Annotated in this window: 17 protein-coding genes; 8 read left to right on the top strand and 9 right to left on the bottom strand. The window is 56.5% G+C overall.

What is annotated here, in order from left to right:
* The first annotated feature begins 277 nt into the window (after positions 1 to 277).
* A complete protein-coding gene (gene acnB / locus LRS40_RS03090; RefSeq protein WP_142488260.1) occupies positions 278 to 2,875 on the top strand; it encodes a bifunctional aconitate hydratase 2/2-methylisocitrate dehydratase in 2,598 nt (865 codons plus the stop codon).
* 163 nt (positions 2,876 to 3,038) lie between these two features.
* The gene (yacL, locus tag LRS40_RS03085) at positions 3,039 to 3,401 is read left to right on the top strand and encodes a protein YacL (RefSeq protein WP_231313062.1); all 363 of its coding nucleotides are present in this window, start codon (positions 3,039 to 3,041) and stop codon (positions 3,399 to 3,401) included.
* A 30-nt stretch (positions 3,402 to 3,431) separates the two neighbouring features.
* On the opposite strand, the gene speD is transcribed toward yacL, so the two are convergent.
* From speD to LRS40_RS03070, 3 genes are all read right to left on the bottom strand, one after another.
* On the bottom strand, positions 3,432 to 4,226 hold the full coding sequence (gene speD / locus LRS40_RS03080; protein WP_142488262.1) for an adenosylmethionine decarboxylase: 795 nt from the start codon (positions 4,224 to 4,226) through the stop codon (positions 3,432 to 3,434).
* A gap of 5 nt (positions 4,227 to 4,231) precedes the next feature.
* The gene (speE, locus tag LRS40_RS03075) at positions 4,232 to 5,089 is read right to left on the bottom strand and encodes a polyamine aminopropyltransferase (RefSeq protein WP_231313061.1); all 858 of its coding nucleotides are present in this window, start codon (positions 5,087 to 5,089) and stop codon (positions 4,232 to 4,234) included.
* A gap of 110 nt (positions 5,090 to 5,199) precedes the next feature.
* Positions 5,200 to 5,547, bottom strand: coding sequence for a YacC family pilotin-like protein (locus LRS40_RS03070; protein ID WP_103178301.1), 348 nt, complete (start codon positions 5,545 to 5,547; stop codon positions 5,200 to 5,202).
* Between the two features lie 145 nt (positions 5,548 to 5,692).
* Here LRS40_RS03070 and cueO point away from each other — a divergent pair, with 145 nt between their 5' ends.
* Positions 5,693 to 7,234 (top strand): multicopper oxidase CueO, encoded by a 1,542-nt coding sequence (gene cueO / locus LRS40_RS03065; protein WP_231313060.1) that lies wholly within the window; start codon positions 5,693 to 5,695, stop codon positions 7,232 to 7,234.
* Between the two features lie 73 nt (positions 7,235 to 7,307).
* Here the strand turns inward: cueO and LRS40_RS03060 are convergent, their stop codons facing one another.
* On the bottom strand, positions 7,308 to 9,695 hold the full coding sequence (locus LRS40_RS03060) for a glucose/quinate/shikimate family membrane-bound PQQ-dependent dehydrogenase (protein WP_231313059.1): 2,388 nt from the start codon (positions 9,693 to 9,695) through the stop codon (positions 7,308 to 7,310).
* Positions 9,696 to 9,900: 205 nt separating this feature from the next.
* On the opposite strand from LRS40_RS03060, the gene hpt reads away from it, so the two are divergent.
* A complete protein-coding gene (hpt, locus tag LRS40_RS03055) occupies positions 9,901 to 10,437 on the top strand; it encodes a hypoxanthine phosphoribosyltransferase (protein ID WP_142488266.1) in 537 nt (178 codons plus the stop codon).
* A 102-nt stretch (positions 10,438 to 10,539) separates the two neighbouring features.
* Here hpt and can read toward each other — a convergent pair whose 3' ends face one another.
* On the bottom strand, positions 10,540 to 11,202 hold the full coding sequence (can, locus tag LRS40_RS03050; protein WP_142488267.1) for a carbonate dehydratase: 663 nt from the start codon (positions 11,200 to 11,202) through the stop codon (positions 10,540 to 10,542).
* A gap of 107 nt (positions 11,203 to 11,309) precedes the next feature.
* Between can and LRS40_RS03045 the strand changes: the two genes are divergently transcribed.
* From LRS40_RS03045 to LRS40_RS03030, 4 genes are all read left to right on the top strand, one after another.
* Positions 11,310 to 12,236: an ABC transporter ATP-binding protein gene (locus LRS40_RS03045; RefSeq protein ID WP_106994272.1), complete on the top strand. Its 927-nt coding sequence runs from the start codon at positions 11,310 to 11,312 to the stop codon at positions 12,234 to 12,236.
* The gene (locus LRS40_RS03040) at positions 12,233 to 13,003 is read left to right on the top strand and encodes an ABC transporter permease (protein WP_032616576.1); all 771 of its coding nucleotides are present in this window, start codon (positions 12,233 to 12,235) and stop codon (positions 13,001 to 13,003) included. The genes LRS40_RS03045 and LRS40_RS03040 overlap by 4 nt, the downstream gene beginning before the upstream one ends.
* Before the next feature lie 105 nt (positions 13,004 to 13,108).
* Positions 13,109 to 13,549 (top strand): PTS sugar transporter subunit IIA, encoded by a 441-nt coding sequence (locus LRS40_RS03035; protein WP_231313058.1) that lies wholly within the window; start codon positions 13,109 to 13,111, stop codon positions 13,547 to 13,549.
* A gap of 62 nt (positions 13,550 to 13,611) precedes the next feature.
* The gene (locus LRS40_RS03030) at positions 13,612 to 14,859 is read left to right on the top strand and encodes a polysaccharide deacetylase family protein (RefSeq protein ID WP_231313057.1); all 1,248 of its coding nucleotides are present in this window, start codon (positions 13,612 to 13,614) and stop codon (positions 14,857 to 14,859) included.
* Between the two features lie 2 nt (positions 14,860 to 14,861).
* On the opposite strand, the gene LRS40_RS03025 is transcribed toward LRS40_RS03030, so the two are convergent.
* From LRS40_RS03025 to LRS40_RS03010, 4 genes are all read right to left on the bottom strand, one after another.
* The gene (locus LRS40_RS03025; protein ID WP_231313056.1) at positions 14,862 to 15,947 is read right to left on the bottom strand and encodes a fimbrial protein; all 1,086 of its coding nucleotides are present in this window, start codon (positions 15,945 to 15,947) and stop codon (positions 14,862 to 14,864) included.
* A 66-nt stretch (positions 15,948 to 16,013) separates the two neighbouring features.
* On the bottom strand, positions 16,014 to 16,568 hold the full coding sequence (locus tag LRS40_RS03020; RefSeq protein ID WP_231313055.1) for a fimbrial protein: 555 nt from the start codon (positions 16,566 to 16,568) through the stop codon (positions 16,014 to 16,016).
* 23 nt (positions 16,569 to 16,591) lie between these two features.
* The gene (locus LRS40_RS03015; RefSeq protein WP_231313054.1) at positions 16,592 to 17,173 is read right to left on the bottom strand and encodes a fimbrial protein; all 582 of its coding nucleotides are present in this window, start codon (positions 17,171 to 17,173) and stop codon (positions 16,592 to 16,594) included.
* Positions 17,174 to 17,187: 14 nt separating this feature from the next.
* Positions 17,188 to 19,707 (bottom strand): outer membrane usher protein, encoded by a 2,520-nt coding sequence (locus tag LRS40_RS03010; protein WP_231313053.1) that lies wholly within the window; start codon positions 19,705 to 19,707, stop codon positions 17,188 to 17,190.
* Positions 19,708 to 19,711: the final 4 nt, after the last annotated feature.

Raw genomic sequence — 19,711 nt, 5'->3', positions numbered from 1 at the left:
ACAGATTATATCCGATGACGCAGAATCCGTTGGGGTTTCAAAAGACACTCGCAAGCTGCTTTTTTGCGGAGAAAATTCTTCCCGCCTCGCCGCTATACCATGCTTAACGATTCAGCAAACAATTTAATGTTGCTTTTTTGTAAACGGATTAACACTGTGTGAAAATCCTGCTATGCTGCCCGACGCGGTATCGGGCATTTACCCTACAAACTGCTGTCTCACAGGAGCGTGAAGAGAACGCCGGCCGCATATGACAATGAGAGCGAGGAGAACCGTCGTGCTAGAAGAATACCGTAAGCACGTAGCAGAACGTGCCGCCGAGGGGATTGTACCGAAACCCTTAGATGCTACCCAGATGGCTGGGCTCGTCGAGCTGCTGAAGAATCCGCCACAAGGCGAAGAAGAATTCCTGTTAGATCTGTTGATCAACCGTGTACCGCCAGGCGTCGATGAAGCCGCCTACGTCAAAGCCGGTTTCCTTGCTGCGATTGCCAAAGGCGACGCAACCTCCCCACTGGTTACCCCTGAAAAAGCGATTGAACTGCTCGGCACCATGCAGGGTGGTTATAACATTCATCCGCTGATTGATGCGCTGGACAGCGATACGCTGGCGCCGATTGCCGCCAAAGCCCTGTCCCATACGCTGCTGATGTTCGATAACTTCTATGACGTCGAAGAGAAAGCGAAAGCGGGCAATACCTACGCGAAGCAGGTCATGCAGTCCTGGGCTGACGCTGAATGGTTCCTGAGCCGCCCTGCGCTGGCGGAAAAAATGACCGTCACCGTCTTCAAGGTGACCGGCGAAACCAACACCGATGACCTCTCTCCGGCGCCGGATGCCTGGTCACGCCCGGATATCCCACTGCACGCCCTGGCGATGCTGAAAAACGCCCGTGAAGGCATTGAGCCGGATCAGCCGGGTGCCGTAGGCCCGATCAAGCAGATCGAAGCGCTGCAGCAGAAAGGTTTCCCGCTGGCCTACGTCGGTGACGTCGTCGGTACCGGTTCTTCCCGTAAATCCGCGACCAACTCCGTGCTGTGGTTTATGGGCGATGACATCCCTCACGTGCCGAACAAGCGCGGCGGCGGTCTGTGCCTCGGCGGCAAAATTGCCCCTATCTTCTTCAACACCATGGAAGATGCTGGCGCACTGCCAATCGAAGTTGACGTGAATAACCTGAACATGGGCGACGTGATTGACGTGTACCCGTTCAAAGGCGAAGTGCGCAACCACGAAACCAACGAACTGCTGGCAAGCTTTGAGCTGAAAACCGACGTGCTGATCGACGAAGTGCGTGCCGGTGGCCGTATCCCGCTGATCATCGGTCGCGGCCTGACCACCAAGGCGCGTGAAGCGCTGGGTCTGCCGCACAGCGACGTATTCCGTCAGGCGAAAGACGTTGCGGAAAGCAACCGTGGTTACTCTCTGGCGCAAAAAATGGTGGGTCGCGCATGCGGCGTAGCCGGTATCCGTCCGGGTGCTTACTGCGAGCCGAAGATGACCTCCGTGGGCTCTCAGGATACCACCGGTCCAATGACCCGTGACGAACTGAAAGACCTGGCGTGCCTGGGCTTCTCCTCTGACCTGGTGATGCAGTCCTTCTGCCACACCGCGGCCTATCCGAAGCCGGTTGACGTTACCACGCACCACACGCTGCCGGACTTCATTATGAACCGTGGCGGTGTCTCCCTGCGTCCAGGCGACGGCGTGATCCACTCCTGGCTGAACCGCATGCTGCTGCCGGATACCGTCGGTACCGGTGGTGACTCCCACACCCGTTTCCCGATTGGGATCTCCTTCCCGGCGGGCTCTGGTCTGGTGGCCTTTGCCGCTGCAACCGGCGTGATGCCGCTGGACATGCCGGAATCCGTACTGGTGCGTTTCAAAGGTAAAATGCAGCCGGGCATCACCCTGCGCGACCTGGTTCATGCCATTCCGCTGTATGCCATCAAACAGGGCCTGCTGACCGTTGAGAAGAAAGGTAAGAAAAACATCTTCTCTGGCCGCATCCTCGAGATTGAAGGTCTGCCGGATCTGAAAGTGGAGCAGGCGTTCGAACTGACCGATGCCTCCGCTGAGCGTTCCGCTGCGGGCTGTACCATCAAGCTGAACCAGGCGCCAATCGAAGAGTACCTGACCTCCAACATCGTGCTGCTGAAGTGGATGATCGCTGAAGGCTACGGCGACCGTCGTACCCTGGAGCGTCGTATTCAGGGCATGGAGAAATGGCTGGCGGATCCACAGCTGCTGGAAGCCGATGCTGACGCAGAATACGCGGCGGTTATCGACATCGATCTGGCCGACATCAAAGAGCCAATCCTGTGTGCACCGAACGATCCAGACGACGCGCGTCTGCTCTCTGACGTCCAGGGCGACAAGATCGACGAAGTGTTCATCGGTTCCTGTATGACCAACATCGGTCACTTCCGTGCTGCCGGTAAACTGCTGGATACCCACAAAGGCCAGCTGCCGACCCGTCTGTGGGTGGCACCGCCAACCCGTATGGACGCGGCTCAGCTGACCGAAGAGGGCTACTACAGCGTGTTCGGTAAGAGCGGGGCGCGTATCGAAATCCCTGGCTGTTCCCTGTGTATGGGCAACCAGGCGCGCGTGGCTGACGGTGCGACTGTGGTTTCCACCTCAACCCGTAACTTCCCGAACCGTTTAGGTACCGGTGCAAACGTCTACCTGGCCTCTGCGGAGCTGGCGGCAGTTGCGGCGCTGATTGGCAAGCTGCCAACGCCGGAAGAGTACCAGACCTTTGTGGCGCAGGTAGATAAGACCGCGGTAGATACCTATCGCTATCTGAACTTCGATCAGCTCTCTCAGTACACCGAGAAGGCTGACGGGGTGATCTTCCAGACAGCAGTATAATCACCGCACCCGTCTGAATGCCCGGTGGCGCTACGCTTACCGGGCCTACAAGACCCATCGCAACCGCGGTGGGTTTTTTATTTTCATTCCTTCCACGCGTTCCGCTTTTTTTCTTCCCCTGTGCTGCGATAATTACTTCAAGGGCTTTGCAGAGGAAAATACTATGGATTACGAATTTCTGCGTGATATCACCGGGGTGGTGAAAGTGCGTATGTCGATGGGCCACGAGGTGGTCGGTCACTGGTTCAATGAGGAAGTGAAAGAGAACCTGAGCCTGCTCGATGAAGTGGAACAGGCTGCGCGCGCGATTAAAGGCAGTGAACGATCCTGGCAACGCACCGGGCATGAATACACGCTGTGGATGGATGGCGAAGAGGTGATGGTGCGCGCCAACCTGCTGGAGTTTTCCGGTGACGAGATGGAAGAGGGGATGAACTACTACGATGAAGAGAGCCTGTCGCTGTGCGGCGTGGAAGACTTTCTTCAGGTGGTGGCGGCCTACCGCGATTTCATGAAACAGAAGTAATATCCGGAGCCTCCCTGCTCCGGACGCATCTTATACGGTCGTAATGTTGCGGCCGTAGTAAATTTCGCGCATCTCTTTCCACAGCAGATCGGTAATGACCTTGCGCTCGTCTTCGCTTAAATCTTCCGGCTTTGTGTGGAACATATAGTGCTTCAGGTCGAACTCCTTCAGCAGCATTTTGGTATGGAAGATATTTTCCTGATAGACGTTCACATCCACCATGTCATACAGCGATTTCATGTCCTCAGACATGAAGTTCTGAATCGAGTTAATTTCATGATCGATAAAGTGCTTCATGCCGTTGATATCACGGGTAAAGCCGCGCACGCGGTAATCAATGGTTACGATGTCGGACTCAAGTTGATGAATTAAGTAATTCAGCGCGTTGAGGGGCGAAATCACACCGCAGGTCGACACTTCAATATCGGCACGGAAAGTACATAGCCCGCCTTCCGGGTGACTCTCCGGGTAAGTGTGCACGCAGATATGGCTCTTATCGAGATGGGCCACCACCGCTTCCGGCAGTGGGCCCGGGTGCTCGGTGTTATCGATAAGCGTGGGGTCAACCGGCTCTTCGCTGACCAGAATAGTGACGCTGGCACCCTGGGGCTCATAATCCTGACGGGCGATGTTCAGGATATTGGCGCCGATAATAGAGCAGGTTTCTGACAGGATCTCGGTCAGTCGGTTGGCGTTATAGAGTTCATCGATATAGGCGATATAACCATCGCGCTCTTCCGCCGTTTTCACATAGCAGATATCGTAAATACAAAAACTCAGGCTTTTGGTCAGGTTGTTAAAGCCATGCAGTTTCAGCTTTTTCAATTCATTCACCCCCTCAGAGCGTCTTGCAAATATTGCGGCAAAGCAAAGGCTGCGGTATGGACGGCCGGGTTGTAATAACGGCAGGTCAGATTGGCGTGCTGGAAGCGCGCCTGAATAATGCCGGTAGAGAGATGACGCAGGGCTTCATTATCCGTCGCCCAGGCAAAGGTCATCACGCCGCCGTAGTAGGTCGGGATCGCCGCCTGATAGAAGCTCACGTCGGTAAAGTAATGGCTCAGCTTACGGTGGCTGTCGAGGGCCTCATCCTGCTGCAGGAAGCAGACGCCGTTCTGGGCGACAAAGACGCCGCCGGGGTTCAGACAGCGTTTGCAGCCCTCATAGAACGCAGAGGTAAACAGGCTCTCACCCGGCCCAATCGGATCGGTGCAGTCGGAGATGATCACATCGAAGGTTTGCGTCGTCTGGTTAACAAAATTGACGCCGTCGTCGATCACAAGCGTGAAGCGCGGATCGTCGTAGCTTCCGGCATTGTGATTGGGCAGATACTGGCGGCAGAAGGAGACCACACCGGCGTCAATCTCTACCATGGTGATGCTTTCAATCGTTTTGTGGCGGGACACTTCACGCAGCATAGCGCCGTCGCCGCCGCCGATGATCAGCACATGTTTCGCATTGCCGTGGGCCAGCAATGGTACATGGGTCATCATCTCGTGATAAATGAATTCATCACGCTCGGTGGTTTGCACCACACCATCGAGCGCCATCACCCGGCCAAAGGCCGCGTTTTCGAAAATGATCAGATCCTGATGATCGGTTTTCTCGTGATAGAGCACGTTATCAATGGCAAAGTACTGTCCAAACTGGTCATGCAGCGTTTCGTGCCACAATGTCTTTTCGGCCATGGGATGATACCTCCTTTGTTAACACCCGGTTAAAACGGGCGAAACATCATAGCTAACAATGACCGTGGTTGCACGGTCATCAATTCAGCAAAAGGGCATCGGGAGGGGAGTTACTTAACGTAGGCGAGCAGGCTCAGCGAGTCGCGAGCCAGGGCTTTACATTTTTTTGCCGTGGGAATGCCGATGCCGCTGAGATCGCGGTAGCTGTCTTCACCGAGGGTTTTCATATCGAAACTGTCGTAGTTGCTCAGATCCCACTGGTTCTGCTGAGCAAAGAAGACCAGCGCGCGACGAATCTGACCGTTAGGTAAATTCTGGTAGCCACAGTCGTTTTTCAGAAATACAAACACCGCCGTTAAATCCGCCATGTCTTCGGCTTCATTTTCACTCAGCGCATAGCTGTTTGCGCAACTTATCATCAGGGTGCTGAACAGGATTGTTCGGAAAAACGTCTTCATTGCTTCTACCAATACGTCACGGAAATTCAACGTTAGCACACTTCCCGCCGGTGCGACGATCTTTATTATTTCCGCTTTTCTTGACCTTCCGGCAAGGGGAGGGTTTATGCTCATGGCATCGCCTGCTGCGAATAAGGAGATGAACATGCAACGCCGTGATTTTTTAAAATATTCTGCCGCACTGGGTGTCGCCAGTGCGTTACCGCTGTGGAGCCGAGCTGCTTTTGCCGCTGAGCATCCCGTTCTGCCAATCCCCAATTTACTCACCCCCGATGCGCGTAATCAGGTGAAGCTGGTGGTGCAGGCGGGCAAAACGACCTTCGGACCGCACAACGCCACCACCTGGGGCTACAACGGCAATCTGCTGGGCCCGGCCATTCAGCTACGCAAGGGAAAAGCGTTAACCGTTAATATTCACAACACCCTTAATGAAGAGACCACCGTCCACTGGCATGGTCTGGAAGTGCCGGGCGAGGTGGACGGGGGCCCGCACGGCATCATCAAACCCGGCGGCCAGAGAACGGTGACCTTCACCCCGGAGCAGCGGGCGGCGACCTGCTGGTTCCATCCTCATCAGCACGGAAAAACCGGGCATCAGGTGGCGATGGGGCTCGCCGGGCTGGTGCTGATTGAGGATGACGAAAGCCGCCTGCTGCGCCTGCCAAAGCAGTGGGGCATCGACGATGTGCCGGTGATCGTCCAGGACAAAAAGTTCGCCGCTGACGGGCAGATTGACTATCAGCTGGATGTGATGAGCGCCGCGGTGGGCTGGTTTGGCGATACGCTGCTGACCAACGGCGCGATCTACCCGCAGCATAATGCCCCGAAAGGCTGGCTACGCCTGCGCCTGCTCAACGGTTGTAATGCGCGCTCGCTTAACTTTGCCGCCAGCGATAAACGCCCGCTGTACGTGGTCGCCAGCGACGGAGGGCTACTGGCTGAGCCGGTGAAAGTGACCGAGCTGCCGATGCTGATGGGCGAGCGTTTTGAGGTGCTGGTGGATATCAGCGACGGTAAGGCGTTTGACCTTATGACCCTGCCGGTCAGCCAGATGGGAATGGCGGTGGCGCCGTTCGATAAGCCGCAGCCGGTGTTGCGCATTCAGCCGCTGCTGGTGACGGCTTCCGGCGAGTTGCCGGATACGTTGACCAGCATGCCGGCTCTGCCGTCGCTGGAGGGGCTGACCCAGCGGAAACTGCAGCTGTCGATGGATCCGATGCTCGACATGATGGGCATGCAGGCCTTAATGAAGAAGTACGGCCATCAGGCCATGGCGGGGATGGATCACGGCCAGATGGATCATGGCAATATGGGCGGGATGGATCACAGCATGCATGGGTTCGACTTCCGTAACGGCAACCGAATTAACGGCAAAGCCTTCGATATGCACACGCCGCAGTTCGCGGCCGCGAAAGGGCGGTATGAGCGTTGGACGATCTCGGGGGAAGGGGACATGATGCTGCATCCGTTCCATATTCACGGCACCCAGTTCCGCATCCTGACGGAAAACGGTAAAGCGCCTGCGGTGCATCGCGCGGGCTGGAAGGATACGGTGCGCGTTGAGGGCGGGGTGAGCGAGGTATTAGTGAAGTTCGATCATGACGCGCCGAAAGAGTATGCCTATATGGCGCACTGCCATCTGTTAGAGCATGAAGATACGGGGATGATGCTCGGATTTACGGTGTAAAAAAGCCGGGTGGCGCCTACGCCTTACCCGGCCTACAGTTCTAAAAACGGCAACTTTCGTTGCCGTTTTGCTTTTATTTCTCGTCAGGCAACGCGTAGGCAACAATATAGTCGCCCATCTTCGTGCCAAACGAACCGTGACCACCTGCGGAGATCACCACAAACTGCTTACCATTGGCCTCATAGGTCATTGGCGTGGCTTGTCCACCGGCTGGCAGACGACCCTGCCACAGTTTCTCACCGTTGCTCATGTTGTACGCGCGCAGGTAGTTATCGGCAGTTGCACCAATAAACAGCACGTTACCGGCGGTGGAGATTGGGCCACCCAGCATCGGCATACCCATATTGAACGGCACCGGGATCGGCATCGGGAACGGCATGCTGTCCTGTGGCGTACCAATACGTTTTTTCCATACGACCTGATTGGTTTTCAGATCCAGCGCGGAGATATAACCCCAGGCAGGCTGTTTACACGGCAGGCCAAACGGAGAGAGGAACGGGTTCAGCGTCACGCCGTACGGCACGCCGTACTGCGGCTGAATACCGGATTCGGTACCGGTACCCTGCGCGTCTTTCGGCTGCTCCATTGGGTTGCCCGGACCGCGTGGGATCAGCTTCGAGACAAACGGCAGCGCCATCGGGTTGGCAATCGCCACCTGACGGTTCGGATCCACGGAGATACCGCCCCATTCGAACATCCCCAGGTTACCCGGGAAGACCAGTGTGCCCTGCTCGGACGGTGGTGTGAAGATGCCTTCATAGCGCATCTGGTGGAACATCACGCGACACACCAGCTGGTCAAACATCGTGGCGCCCCACATGTCTGCCCCACTGAGGTCTTTCTTCGGACGGAAGCTCAGATCCGAGAACGGCTGGGTTTTGGTGACGTAGTCGCCTTTCGCTGCGCCCTGCGGAACCGGTTTTTCCGGCGCCGGCACGACCAATTGGCCGTTACGACGATCCAGCACGAAGATATTGCCGGTTTTCGCCGGGGCGTAGATCACCGGTACGGTCTGGCCGTTAACGTTGATGTCCGCCAGCGTCGGCTGGGACGGCATATCCATATCCCACAGATCGTGATGAACGGTCTGGTAGCTCCACGCCAGTTTACCGGTGGTTGCGTTCAGCGCCAGGACAGAGCTGGCATAACGTTCCTGTTCCGGCGTACGGTTACCACCCCAGATATCTGGTGTGGTCACGCCCATCGGCAGGTAGACCAGGTCCAGCTTCGCGTCATAGGCCGCTGGTGCCCAGGAGTTCGGCGAGTTGAAGGTAAAGGTGTGTTCATCCGACGGGATGGCGTTTGGATCTTTCGCGCCCGGATCAAAGGCCCACAGCAGTTTACCGGTGTTGACGTCAAAACCGCGGATAACGCCGGAGGTTTCGCGCACGGAGAAGTTATCCGTTACCGAACCGGCAATCACGATGGTTCTGTCAGTGATGATTGGCGGCGAGGTTGGCTCATACAGACCCGGAGTCTGATCCGGCATGTTGGTCTGCAGATTCAGCACGCCTTTGTTGGCAAAGGTTTCGCACAGCTTGCCGGTTTCGGCGTTGATGGCAAACAGACGACCGTCGTTGACCGGCAGCATAATGCGGCGCGGACAGTCGGCGATCACTTCCGGACTGGCGTTATCAGCGCGTGCTTCGTGGTAAGAGACACCACGGCAGGTCACGTGCTGGAACGAGTTATTGGTCTTCAGCTGCGGATCGAAGTGCCACTTCTCTTTACCGGTGGCCGCATCCAGCGCGAACAGACGCTGGTGAGCCGTACAGAGGTAAAGCATGTTGCCCACTTTAATCGGCGTCACTTCGTTGGTCAGTTCGCCCGGATCGTTGGGTTGCTTCAGGTCGCCGGTACGGAATACCCAGGCCTCTTTCAGCTTATGCACGTTATCGGCATTGATCTGCTTCAGCGGGGAGTAGCGTTGGCCTTCCTGATTACGACCATAGGCAGGCCAGTCGGCATTTGCCACTTCGGAAATCGGTGCGGCAGGGGTGGCGTCGGCATTCAGCGTGCCTTTCACCTCCTGCGGATCGTTAAAGCCAGCCCAGGTCAGGATCCCGCCGCTGATCAGCAGCGCCACGACCAGCGCGGTAACGGCACCGCCGGAGCGCACGAACAGGCGACGCCAGACGAAGGGCAGGATCAGCCAGATACCGAAGAAGACCAGGATATCGCTGCGCGGGGTCAGAGCCCAGAAGTCAAAGCCGACCTCCCAGACGCCCCAGATCATCGTGGCAAGCAGTAAGGCGGCATAAAGCCACAGTGCTGATTGTTTACTGCGCCATAACATCAGGGCGACACCTAACATGACTACGCCAGCAATGGGGTAGTACCAGGAACCACCAATGGCTACCAGCCAGACTCCACCTATTAACAGGTAGAGCCCGCACAGGGCTGCGAACAGCGCTGTTAGCTTCACGAGTAACCGTGAATGTTGAACTTTTGTTTCCGCCATAAAAAGTACTCTTTAAGTTTGTTAATTTTTTGATAGCAATTAAGTATAGGACTTAACAAGTGTGATCGGAATCACAAATCTGGCTTTTATGAACAGATGCGCCAGGAGGATCTATTTGCTGGTATACTTCAGGGCTTATGTAGCGATGCCGGACGTGAAGCCATCGGCATTGAGAAATTCGTTATAAAAACATACGGTTAGTAAAATGAAACATACTGTTGAAGTGATGATCCCGGAAGCGGAGATCAAAGCGCGTATCGCCGAACTCGGTCGTCAGATCACCGAACACTATAAAGACAGCGGCAGCGAGATGGTGCTGGTGGGTCTGTTACGCGGTTCCTTCATGTTTATGGCCGATCTCTGCCGCGAAGTGCAGGTCTCCCATGAAGTCGATTTTATGACCGCCTCCAGCTATGGCAGCGGTATGTCGACCACTCGTGATGTGAAAATTCTCAAAGACCTGGATGAAGACATTCGCGGCAAAGATGTTCTGATTGTTGAAGACATCATCGACTCCGGTAACACCCTGTCGAAGGTGCGCGAAATTCTCAGCCTGCGTGGACCAAAATCGCTGGCGATCTGTACCCTGCTGGACAAACCGACCCGCCGTGAAGTTCAGGTTCCCGTGGAGTATGTCGGTTTCTCAATTCCGGACGAATTCGTGGTGGGCTACGGCATTGACTATGCTCAGCGCTATCGTCATCTCCCGTATGTCGGCAAAGTGGTGCTGCTGGACGAGTAAATTAAGGTGGGTATTGCCCGGTGGCGCTACGCTTACCGGGCCTATGGACCGCACTTTTGTAGGCCGGGTAAGGCGACGCCGCCACCCGGCTTTTTTACAGGCTTATTTGTGATTTTCGTGCTTCTGGGTCAGGTTTGAGACGCCCCGACGGTAGCGCTGCTCCAGGGTTTCCCGGTTGGTGGCGGTCACTTCCAGATCGCGCAGCAGGCCGTCGTGAATGCCATACGCCCAGCCGTGGATCGTCACTTTCTGCCCGCGTTTCCAGGCCGACTGCATAATGGTGGAGTGGCCGAGGTTGTACACCTGCTCCATCACGTTCAGTTCACAGAGGGTATCCAGGCGACGCTCCTGCGGCATTTGCCCCAGCAGTGAGCTATGTTTGAACCAGATATCACGAATGTGCAGCAGCCAGTTGTCGATCAGACCCAGTTCCGTGTTCTCGACCGCCGCCTGAACGCCGCCGCAGCCGTAGTGACCGCAAATAATGATGTGTTCCACTTCCAGCACGTCGACCGCATACTGCACTACGGACAGGCAGTTCAGGTCGGTGTGGATCACCAGGTTCGCGACGTTACGGTGAACAAAGAGTTCGCCCGGTTCGAGGCCAGTCAGACGTTCAGCGGGAACGCGGCTGTCGGAGCATCCAATCCAGAGAAAGCGTGGTTTCTGCGCCTGAGACAGTTTCTCAAAAAATCCGGAATCTTCCTCCAGCAGCATCTTTGACCATAGTGCGTTATTGCTGATGAGTGTATCTATGTCATTCATGGAGATAAACGGCCTGTAACCGGGTTAATGCGTTGCGCTAATATAGGGCAACTCGATTTTTTTTAAAACAACACTTCGCGTGTCAGCACTATAGGTAACTCTATTTCATGACCATTGCACTGGAGCTCGAGCAGCTTAAAAAAACCTATCCGGGTGGTGTCCAGGCACTGCGCGGCATAGATCTTAAAGTCGAAGCCGGTGATTTTTATGCGCTTCTGGGGCCCAACGGGGCAGGTAAGTCCACCACCATCGGGATTATTAGCTCGCTGGTGAATAAATCCTCCGGCCATGTAAAAGTCTTCGGCTACGACCTGGAAAAGGACGTGGTGAACGCCAAACGCCAGCTGGGGCTGGTGCCGCAGGAGTTTAACTTCAACCCGTTTGAGACCGTGCAGCAGATTGTGGTCAACCAGGCGGGCTATTACGGCGTGGAGCGTAAAGAGGCGGTTGAGCGCAGCGAAAAATATCTTAAGCAGCTCGATCTGTGGGAAAAACGCAACGAACGTGCGCGGATGTTGTCCGGCGGGATGAAGCGTCGCCTGATGATCGCTCGGGCGTTAATGCACGAACCAAAACTGCTGATTCTGGATGAACCGACCGCCGGGGTGGATATCGAACTTCGCCGCTCGATGTGGGGCTTTTTGAAGGATTTAAACGACAAAGGCACCACCATTATCCTGACCACTCACTATCTGGAAGAGGCGGAGATGCTGTGCCGTAATATCGGTATCATTCAGCACGGCGAGCTGGTGGAGAACACTTCGATGAAGAGCCTGCTCTCCAAGCTGAAATCCGAAACCTTCATCCTCGATCTGGCGGCGAAAAGCGCGCTGCCGAAGCTGGAAGGTTATCAGTACCGTCTGGTGGATACCTCAACGCTGGAAGTGGAAGTCCTGCGCGAGCAGGGGATCAACAGCGTCTTCAGCCAGCTGAGCCAGCAGGGGATTCAGGTATTAAGTATGCGTAATAAAGCAAACCGACTGGAAGAGCTGTTCGTCTCCCTGGTCCATGAGAAACAAGGAGATCGCGCATGATGCAGCTTTACTGGGTGGCGCTGAAAAGTATCTGGGCCAAAGAGATCAACCGCTTCATGCGCATCTGGATCCAGACCCTGGTGCCGCCGGTGATCACCATGACCCTCTACTTTATTATCTTCGGCAACCTGATTGGCTCGCGGATCGGTGAGATGCACGGCTTCACCTATATGCAGTTTATCGTGCCTGGCCTGATTATGATGGCGGTGATCACCAACGCCTATGCCAACGTGGCGTCGTCGTTCTTCAGCGCCAAGTTCCAGCGCAACATTGAAGAGCTGCTGGTGGCCCCGGTGCCCACCCACGTTATCATTGCCGGCTACGTCGGCGGTGGCGTGGCGCGCGGCCTGTGCGTCGGCGTGCTGGTAACGGCCATTTCTCTGTTCTTTGTGCCGTTCCAGGTGCACTCCTGGCTGTTTGTCGGCCTGACGCTGCTGCTGACGGCGGTCCTGTTCTCGCTGGCTGGTCTGCTGAATGCGGTATTCGCCAAAACCTTTGACGATATCAGCCTGATCCCGACCTTCGTTCTGACGCCGCTGACCTACCTCGGCGGGGTGTTCTACTCCCTGACGCTGCTGCCGCCGTTCTGGCAGGGGCTGTCACACCTGAACCCGATCGTCTATATGATCAGCGGCTTCCGCTTTGGCTTCCTCGGCATTTCCGACGTGCCGCTGGCAACCACCGTCGGCGTGCTGGTGATCTTCATCGTTGCCTTCTACCTGCTGTGCTGGAACCTGATCCAGCGCGGACGCGGACTGCGCAGCTGATCCTCAGGCCCGGCGGCGTCCTGCTGCCGGGCCGGTTTATTGACCACCATCACCCCCTCATTCCCCTGTCCCCGCTAGACTACCCCTTTCTGAGGAGAGATGACGATGCTGGGTTGGGTGATCACGTGCCATGATGAACATGCGCAGGAGATGGCGGAGAAGCTCGCCGTCCGGTTTGGGCCGCTGGTGCAGTGCCAGGTGGTTAATTTCTGGCGCGGATTAAGCGTCAATATGCTCAGCCGCATGCTGTGCGATGCCCAGCATCATGTCGACAGCGGTGACGGGGTGATCTTCCTGACCGATATCTCCGGCGCGGCGCCCTATCGTGCGGCGGCACTGCTCAGCCACAAGCACGACAATTGCGAGGTGATCTCCGGCATCAGCTATCCATTGCTGGAGATGATGTATCCTCTGCGGGAGATGACCGACAGCATCGGCTTTCGCGACACCATCGTTGCCCGTGGCGCGCCGCAGGTCAGCAGCCTGTGGCATCAGCAGCAGAAAAACCCGCCCTTTGTCCTGCTCCATAGCCCGGAGAAATATTAGGCATTGGTATTGCTGGCGCTTTTGTTACAATGACGTCCGTTTTTCGTACTGAATAAATCCCTATGCTCTCGCGTATTTTTTTCCTGCTTCTGCTGCTGGTCTCCGGCGGCGTGTCTGCCAGTCTGCTCAGCCAGCAAGGGCTCCCGCCTCGCTATATGCAAACCACCGAAGATGCCGCCATCTGGGCGCAGGTGGGTAACAAAGTCGTCACCGTCGGCAACGTGCGCGCCGGGCAGATTATTGCAGTGGTGCCCACCGCGGCGGATTACTATGAGTTTCGCTTTGGCTTTGGCACCGGCTTTATCGACAAAGAGCATCTGGGCGAGGTGCAGGGAAAGCAGCGCGTGGAGGACAGCCTCGGAGATCTGAACAAGCCGCTCAGCAACCAGAACCTGATCACCTGGAAGGATACGCCGGTCTACAATGCCCCCAATGCCGGCAGCGCCCCGTTCGGCATCCTGACAGACAATCTGCGCTACCCGATCCTCAGTAAGCTAAAGGATCGACTTAATCAGACCTGGTACCAGATCCGCATCGCCAACCGCCTGGCCTGGGTCAGTAGCCTGGACGCGCAGGAGGATAATGGCCTGCCGGTGCTGACCTATCACCATATCCTGCGGGACGAAGAGAACACCCGCTATCGCCATACCTCCACCACCACCAGCGTGCGCGCCTTCAATAACCAGATGGCCTGGCTACGCGATCAGGGTTACACCACGCTGACGATGTACCAGCTGGAAGGCTATGTACGCAACAAGATGAATCTGCCGGCGCGCGCGGTGGTCATCACCTTTGACGACGGCCTGAAGTCAGTCAGCCGCTACGCCTGGCCGATCCTGAAGCAGTACGGCTTTCACGCCACGGCATTCATTATCTCCTCGCGGATCAAAGCCCACCCGCTGAAATGGGATCCGAAGACGCTGCAGTTTATGAGCATTTCCGAGCTGCGTGAGATCCAGGATGTCTTTGACGTGCAGTCGCACACCCATTTCCTGCATCGGGTGGATAACAACCGCCATCCAATCCTGCTGAGCCGCAGCTACCACAACGTGTTGATGGATTTTAAACACTCCCGCCGGGCGCTGGCGCAGTTTAATCCGCACGTGTTGTATCTCTCTTATCCGTTCGGCGGCTATAACGACATCGCGGTAAAAGCGGCTAACGACGCCGGTTTTCACCTGGCAGTGACCACGGTGCAGGGCAAAGTAAAGCCGGGGGATAATCCGTTTCTGTTAAAACGGCTCTATGTCCTGCGCACCGATTCGCTGGAGAGGATGTCGCGGCTGATCAGCAACCAGCCGCGGGGTTAGGGCTACTCATAATCGAGTGTAAAGGTGGCGGCGGCGTTAAAATCGCCCGCTTTGAGCGTCTGACCATCCTTTTTCAGCTGCGCCGAAAAGCTGAGGTTCTCCTGGGCTGACCAGTCATTGCTGCGATCGTAAACTGCGCTGTTTGAACCGTCCGGCATCATGCTGAGGTTTTTATCGGTATTGGTCACCTTTACCCCCATCCCGCTGGCGCTGCCGCTGCTTTTTCCCAGCAGTTCATTGTCGGCAGAGAGATACGCGGTAGTCATCTTCACCGACAGCTTCGCGGTATAGCAGTTCTCGAGCGTCAGTGAGAACGGAATTTCTCGCGTCATCTCCTGCTTCACGTCGCTTAAAAAATAGTCCCCGAGCGCCACGTTGTTATTGCTGACGTTGCTGCCCTGCGCGACGCCTAATGCACAACTACTGGCAGGAACGGTGAAATTCAGGGTGCTGGATGAGGCCACAAAGGTGATGACCGGCTGGGTGGTTCCCCCAATCTGAAAACGTGCCAGCGTACCGTTCAGGGAAAATCCGTTCGGTACGCCCTTTTGCGGCCGGAAATCAGGCGTTACCCACATCGTCATCTTCAGCCGCCACTGGGCATCGGCGCTTTCCCACGGGTACCCGCTGCTGATGGAGGGGAAAACATCTTCCGAACCGTTGCCGCCTTTCAGAAACAGCGACAGGTCGGGATGATCGCCGCTGTTGCCACAGCCGTCGGCGGTATAGCAGGTCAGCTCGAGGGTAAAATCGATCCCCGGAATGGTCGTCTTGATCAGGGCATAGCCTTCAGGCGTGGTGTAGCGGGTGTCCAGGCTGGCGCCGGCGTCGGTAATGAAATGCACCGCGTTGTCCCAGGGCTCAAGCGTTTTACACCCCAGCGGATTCCCCCCCCTGAAGGGGATAACAAAGGTGTAGGTAGCGTTCAGACGGGTTGGTGTAGTGACTCTGCCCGGCTCCAGCACCATAAGCGGTGAGTTGCCCACTGCGTAAGCCCCCGCCGCGTCTTCATTGATGTAGCAACTCATGTCAGCCAGCGCCGGACGGGTCAACAGCAGGACGAACAACCCGGCGAGTAAAATAAGCAAGGCTCTCACACCGATCTCTCTTTTTCTTACGGCAGGGCGCAGGGCAGATTTGCCCTGCGCACAGATTTACTGGTATTCCACCAGGAAGGTGATCAGCGATGAGGCATCGCCGGGCGTCACATCGTCGATGGTTTTGTCATCGGCAATCACAATACGGGCGTTCATCGCCAGACTGGCGCCGCCGTCGGCAATCACCACCTTTTGTAACTGTCGGGTTTTACAGCTCAGACGGATGCCGTTATCCACGTCGCCCTTCCAGAGCTCGAATGCCGTGGCATGGGTTGCGCCAAAATTATCGCTGGTGGAGGTCGAGCAGTCGCCGCCAGCACCTGCCATCGCCGTGACCTGCGCGGTACGCACTCCCGAACACTCGCTCAGAACGACGTTGAAGGCTTCAGTACGGCTCTTGTTAATCAGATCGGATTTAAATACGTCGTTAAATTTAATCTCCGTTGCCTCTGCACCCGCGGCATCCGTCACGTTTGCCGTACAGGTTCCCGGTACAACGGTGGAGACAAAGGTGGCGCTCAGCGAGCTAGTGCCGGTGATGGCCGCGTTGGAAAACGCGGAAAATAACCCACCAGCGAGGGCCAACGCGAGAATTGCAGTGTTGTTTTTCATCCTTGTTTCCTTACTCTGCAGGGTTATTCATAGGTAAAATTAAAGGTCGCCTGCGTCGAGAACTGTCCGGTCATGGCGCCGTCAGTTTTGGTTTCGATCAGCGTAGCCAGCAGGTCAACTTCCTTGCTGTTGATTTCACTGCTTGTCCAGACCAGGCGTTTACTGTCATCGGTAGCGTTAATTTCAAACGGCGCTTCAGGGGCGTCGGCGCGGGAAATGGTGAGGGCTACGTTACTCGCTCCGCCTTCAGGCACCGTAACGCTGTTGTCCAGCGCGGTTTTGACATCCGACGCCGTGCCGCTGACCACGGTTTTCAGCGCGGTCAGGCTGGACGGGCATTCTGTGATCACCAGCCTGAAGGGAAATTTCACCGCCCCGTTGGCAATATCGTCGACCCGGGCTTTGCCGTCGGTACCCAGCGTGATGGTATTGCTGGTGCCGTCTCCGGTACCGCCATCAATTTTGATATCGCAGGTGGTTTCGCGAATATTCGCGCTAAAAGTGACATCCAGGTTATCCGCCGCCTGAGCGTAGCTGCTGCAGATAAGGAGCAGGGCGGCAGAGCACATCGCCTGCCGGGGGAGTTTGTTTAAAAAGATAGTCATGATGTTTGTTCCATCTATAGGTGACATATCTGGTTGTTCAAAATCGTGGTCAGTCCCACCTTCTGAGCGCCAGAATCCATTCGATAACGCACGGTACAGGTGCTTTCTTTGCCTGCGCCCCATACCACGCGCAGCGTTCCACTCTTTTCGATACCTCTGACATAGGCCTGGCCAGCCTGTCCGACTGTGCCAATTTCTTCTCCTTTTTGATTAAAAACCTCAGCCCCGAGGGGAATAAACCCCTGGTCATCACGCTGTAACTCCAGCACCGCCGAACGTCCCTGATTGGTGGCAAAATCAACCATCACGACGGCGCCGCTGCGCGGAATTGCCACCGTGCTGTTGTTTTTCACTTCAACGTCAGCTGTCAGCGTGCTGGTGTCGAGAGTGATGCGGTTCTCTTTGTACGCCGAGAGATACGGCAGCACGGCATAGCCAGACGTTCCAATCTCAGCGTTGCCGTTGGTCAACCTCGCGCCCGTCGCGCCACTGGCTTTCACCAGCGCCAGCGCGTCGGCCTCTCCCGGGCTGCCCGGCGTTAAGGTCAGGCCCCCGGCGTGGAGCAGCATGCCGCCGCTGTAGGTAGCGGAGTACTGCTGGCTGCGATCGCTGCTGGTCGATGCGGAGATGCCAAGCGGGCCCCAGGCGCTGTTGTAGCTGCCGTAGGTACTGATCTGGCTCAGGTTGCTGTCCGGGCTCTGGTTAGCAGTGGTGGTGACGCTATAGCTCAGACGGTTGTCAGCAGAGCTGCCGTTGGCGGTCATATTGAGTCCATTGCTGCCTTTGAAGTCGGAATTCATCCCGATATTCAGGCTGGAAAAGCCCCCCGGGCGATGATGACTGCCCGGCAGCGAATCAAACGGCAGGCTGACGCTCAGATAGAGGCTGTCGTCCTGTCTGCCGGTGTCGTCATAGGTGCGCTGCAGCGAAACGGTGTAACTGCCGTAGCGAAACGTATTGCTGTAGCCCATCGAATAGCTGGAGGTCGTGCCGCTGGCGTTCCAGTAGCTTTGCCAGCTGCCGTTGACGTACAGCGAACCGAGATCGGTGGTCCGGGTTTTCAGGGGTTGGTTAATGTTGGCCTGGAGCTGGTTCTTCATGCGTTGCAGGGCGTGGATGTCTTCGCGCTCGTCCCGATAGGTCATTCGTTCATGCAGTTCGGCGGCATCGTACAGGCTCAGATATTTTTCACTGGCATACCGGCTGGCGGAGAGGTTAAGGGAGGTCTGGGTTTCACTTACCGTTTTGTTATACGACAGACGATACCGTTGCCCCTCCATGGCGGGCAGGTCAGCGATCTGCGCCCGGGACCGGGTGATATCCAGAGCATACGCCCCCATGCGGGTATTCATTGCCAGCCCGGCGAGGAGGGCATAAAAGCCTACATCCAGATACTGCGCCCCGGTGTAACCGGTGAAAGTATTGTTGAGCCCGTAATAGATATCGCCATAGGCCAGCTGCGGCTTGTCATGCAGGGTATCGTCCTTCAACTGCCCTGCGCCGGTATCCCAGCGGGCAAATCCCGGGCGCAACATCTGCGCCACCGACGAATAGGGCACCGAAAAGGCGTGCTGGCTGCCGTCCGCCTCGGTGATGGTGACGTTCAGATCGTTACCGTACCCGGTGGTGTTGAGATCGTTAATCTCGAAGGCACCGGGCGGTACCGTGGTCTGGTAGATGGTATTCCCGCTTTGCGTTACCGTGACTTTGGCGTTGCTGTTGGCTACGCCGCGGATCGTCGGGGAATAGCTGGATAAGCCGTTGGGCAGCATCCGGTCATCGTTGTAGAGACGCACCCCTCGCAGGGAGACGGAATCAAAAGCATCGCCCCGGGTATAAGAGTCCCCCACCAGCATCTGGGCTTTCAGGGGGATGATATCCCGCTGCAGGTAGATATCCTGCTGGGCATAGCGCGAGCCGGTTTCCCTGTCCCAGTTGGCATTGCCGCGGGAACGGAACCGCCATGCGCCGAGGTTAAAGCCGTAGCGGAGCCCCGCGTAGGCCGTATCCTGCGTTGACTGTGGATTCTGGCTGTGCCAGGCGTTGAGATCGTATGCCAGCAGGCCGACGGGAATACCGGCATCCCAGCGCGAAGCGTCAACGTAGCCCGGCGGGCGCCTGACCAGGTCGACCTGCGCAATCGTAAGATCAAGGGACTGGGTCGCCGTATCGAACGCCACCGAGGAGCCGGGATACGCTTTCTCCATATCCACACACCTGCCATCGTCTGTCAGCTGCGCGGTCTGTAGATCCAGCTGTTTCAGCAGCGGCAAGGTCAGGCAGGGGCTGGCCTGCGGGGTGCCGTTATCGTTAAACACCACGGCGGTGGTCATTTTCGCCACGCCGTTGACGCGGATTGCGGTGCGATACTCTCCGGGCATCACCGGGTTGCCCCGGGAATAGCGGCTTACGTCGATTTTGCTGCCGGTATTAAACAGAAACTGCTCGTTAAATTCGACATCATCCCGGGCCTGCGCGCTGACGGAGATCGCCGCGCAAATCGATAAGCAGATAAAGGAGAAACGCCTGTTCATATCA

Origin of the sequence: Leclercia sp. G3L (genome assembly GCF_021117075.1) — a bacterium.
GTDB classification, from domain to species: Bacteria; Pseudomonadota; Gammaproteobacteria; order Enterobacterales; family Enterobacteriaceae; genus Enterobacter; species Enterobacter adecarboxylatus_C.
This window is presented reverse-complemented; position numbering and strand designations above follow the sequence as displayed.

Excerpts from the sequence above, each read along its gene's own strand:
- cueO (WP_231313060.1), top strand. The coding sequence starts at position 5,693 with ATGCAACGCCGTGATTTTTTAAAATATTCTGCCGCACTGGGTGTCGCC.
- hpt (WP_142488266.1), top strand. The coding sequence starts at position 9,901 with ATGAAACATACTGTTGAAGTGATGATCCCGGAAGCGGAGATCAAAGCG.
- LRS40_RS03010 (WP_231313053.1), bottom strand. The coding sequence starts at position 19,707 with ATGAACAGGCGTTTCTCCTTTATCTGCTTATCGATTTGCGCGGCGATC.
- LRS40_RS03040 (WP_032616576.1), top strand. The coding sequence starts at position 12,233 with ATGATGCAGCTTTACTGGGTGGCGCTGAAAAGTATCTGGGCCAAAGAG.
- LRS40_RS03045 (WP_106994272.1), top strand. The coding sequence starts at position 11,310 with ATGACCATTGCACTGGAGCTCGAGCAGCTTAAAAAAACCTATCCGGGT.
- LRS40_RS03035 (WP_231313058.1), top strand. The coding sequence starts at position 13,109 with ATGCTGGGTTGGGTGATCACGTGCCATGATGAACATGCGCAGGAGATG.
- can (WP_142488267.1), bottom strand. The coding sequence starts at position 11,202 with ATGAATGACATAGATACACTCATCAGCAATAACGCACTATGGTCAAAG.
- LRS40_RS03070 (WP_103178301.1), bottom strand. The coding sequence starts at position 5,547 with ATGAAGACGTTTTTCCGAACAATCCTGTTCAGCACCCTGATGATAAGT.
- yacL (WP_231313062.1), top strand. The coding sequence starts at position 3,039 with ATGGATTACGAATTTCTGCGTGATATCACCGGGGTGGTGAAAGTGCGT.
- LRS40_RS03030 (WP_231313057.1), top strand. The coding sequence starts at position 13,612 with ATGCTCTCGCGTATTTTTTTCCTGCTTCTGCTGCTGGTCTCCGGCGGC.
- LRS40_RS03015 (WP_231313054.1), bottom strand. The coding sequence starts at position 17,173 with ATGACTATCTTTTTAAACAAACTCCCCCGGCAGGCGATGTGCTCTGCC.
- LRS40_RS03020 (WP_231313055.1), bottom strand. The coding sequence starts at position 16,568 with ATGAAAAACAACACTGCAATTCTCGCGTTGGCCCTCGCTGGTGGGTTA.
- LRS40_RS03060 (WP_231313059.1), bottom strand. The coding sequence starts at position 9,695 with ATGGCGGAAACAAAAGTTCAACATTCACGGTTACTCGTGAAGCTAACA.
- speE (WP_231313061.1), bottom strand. The coding sequence starts at position 5,089 with ATGGCCGAAAAGACATTGTGGCACGAAACGCTGCATGACCAGTTTGGA.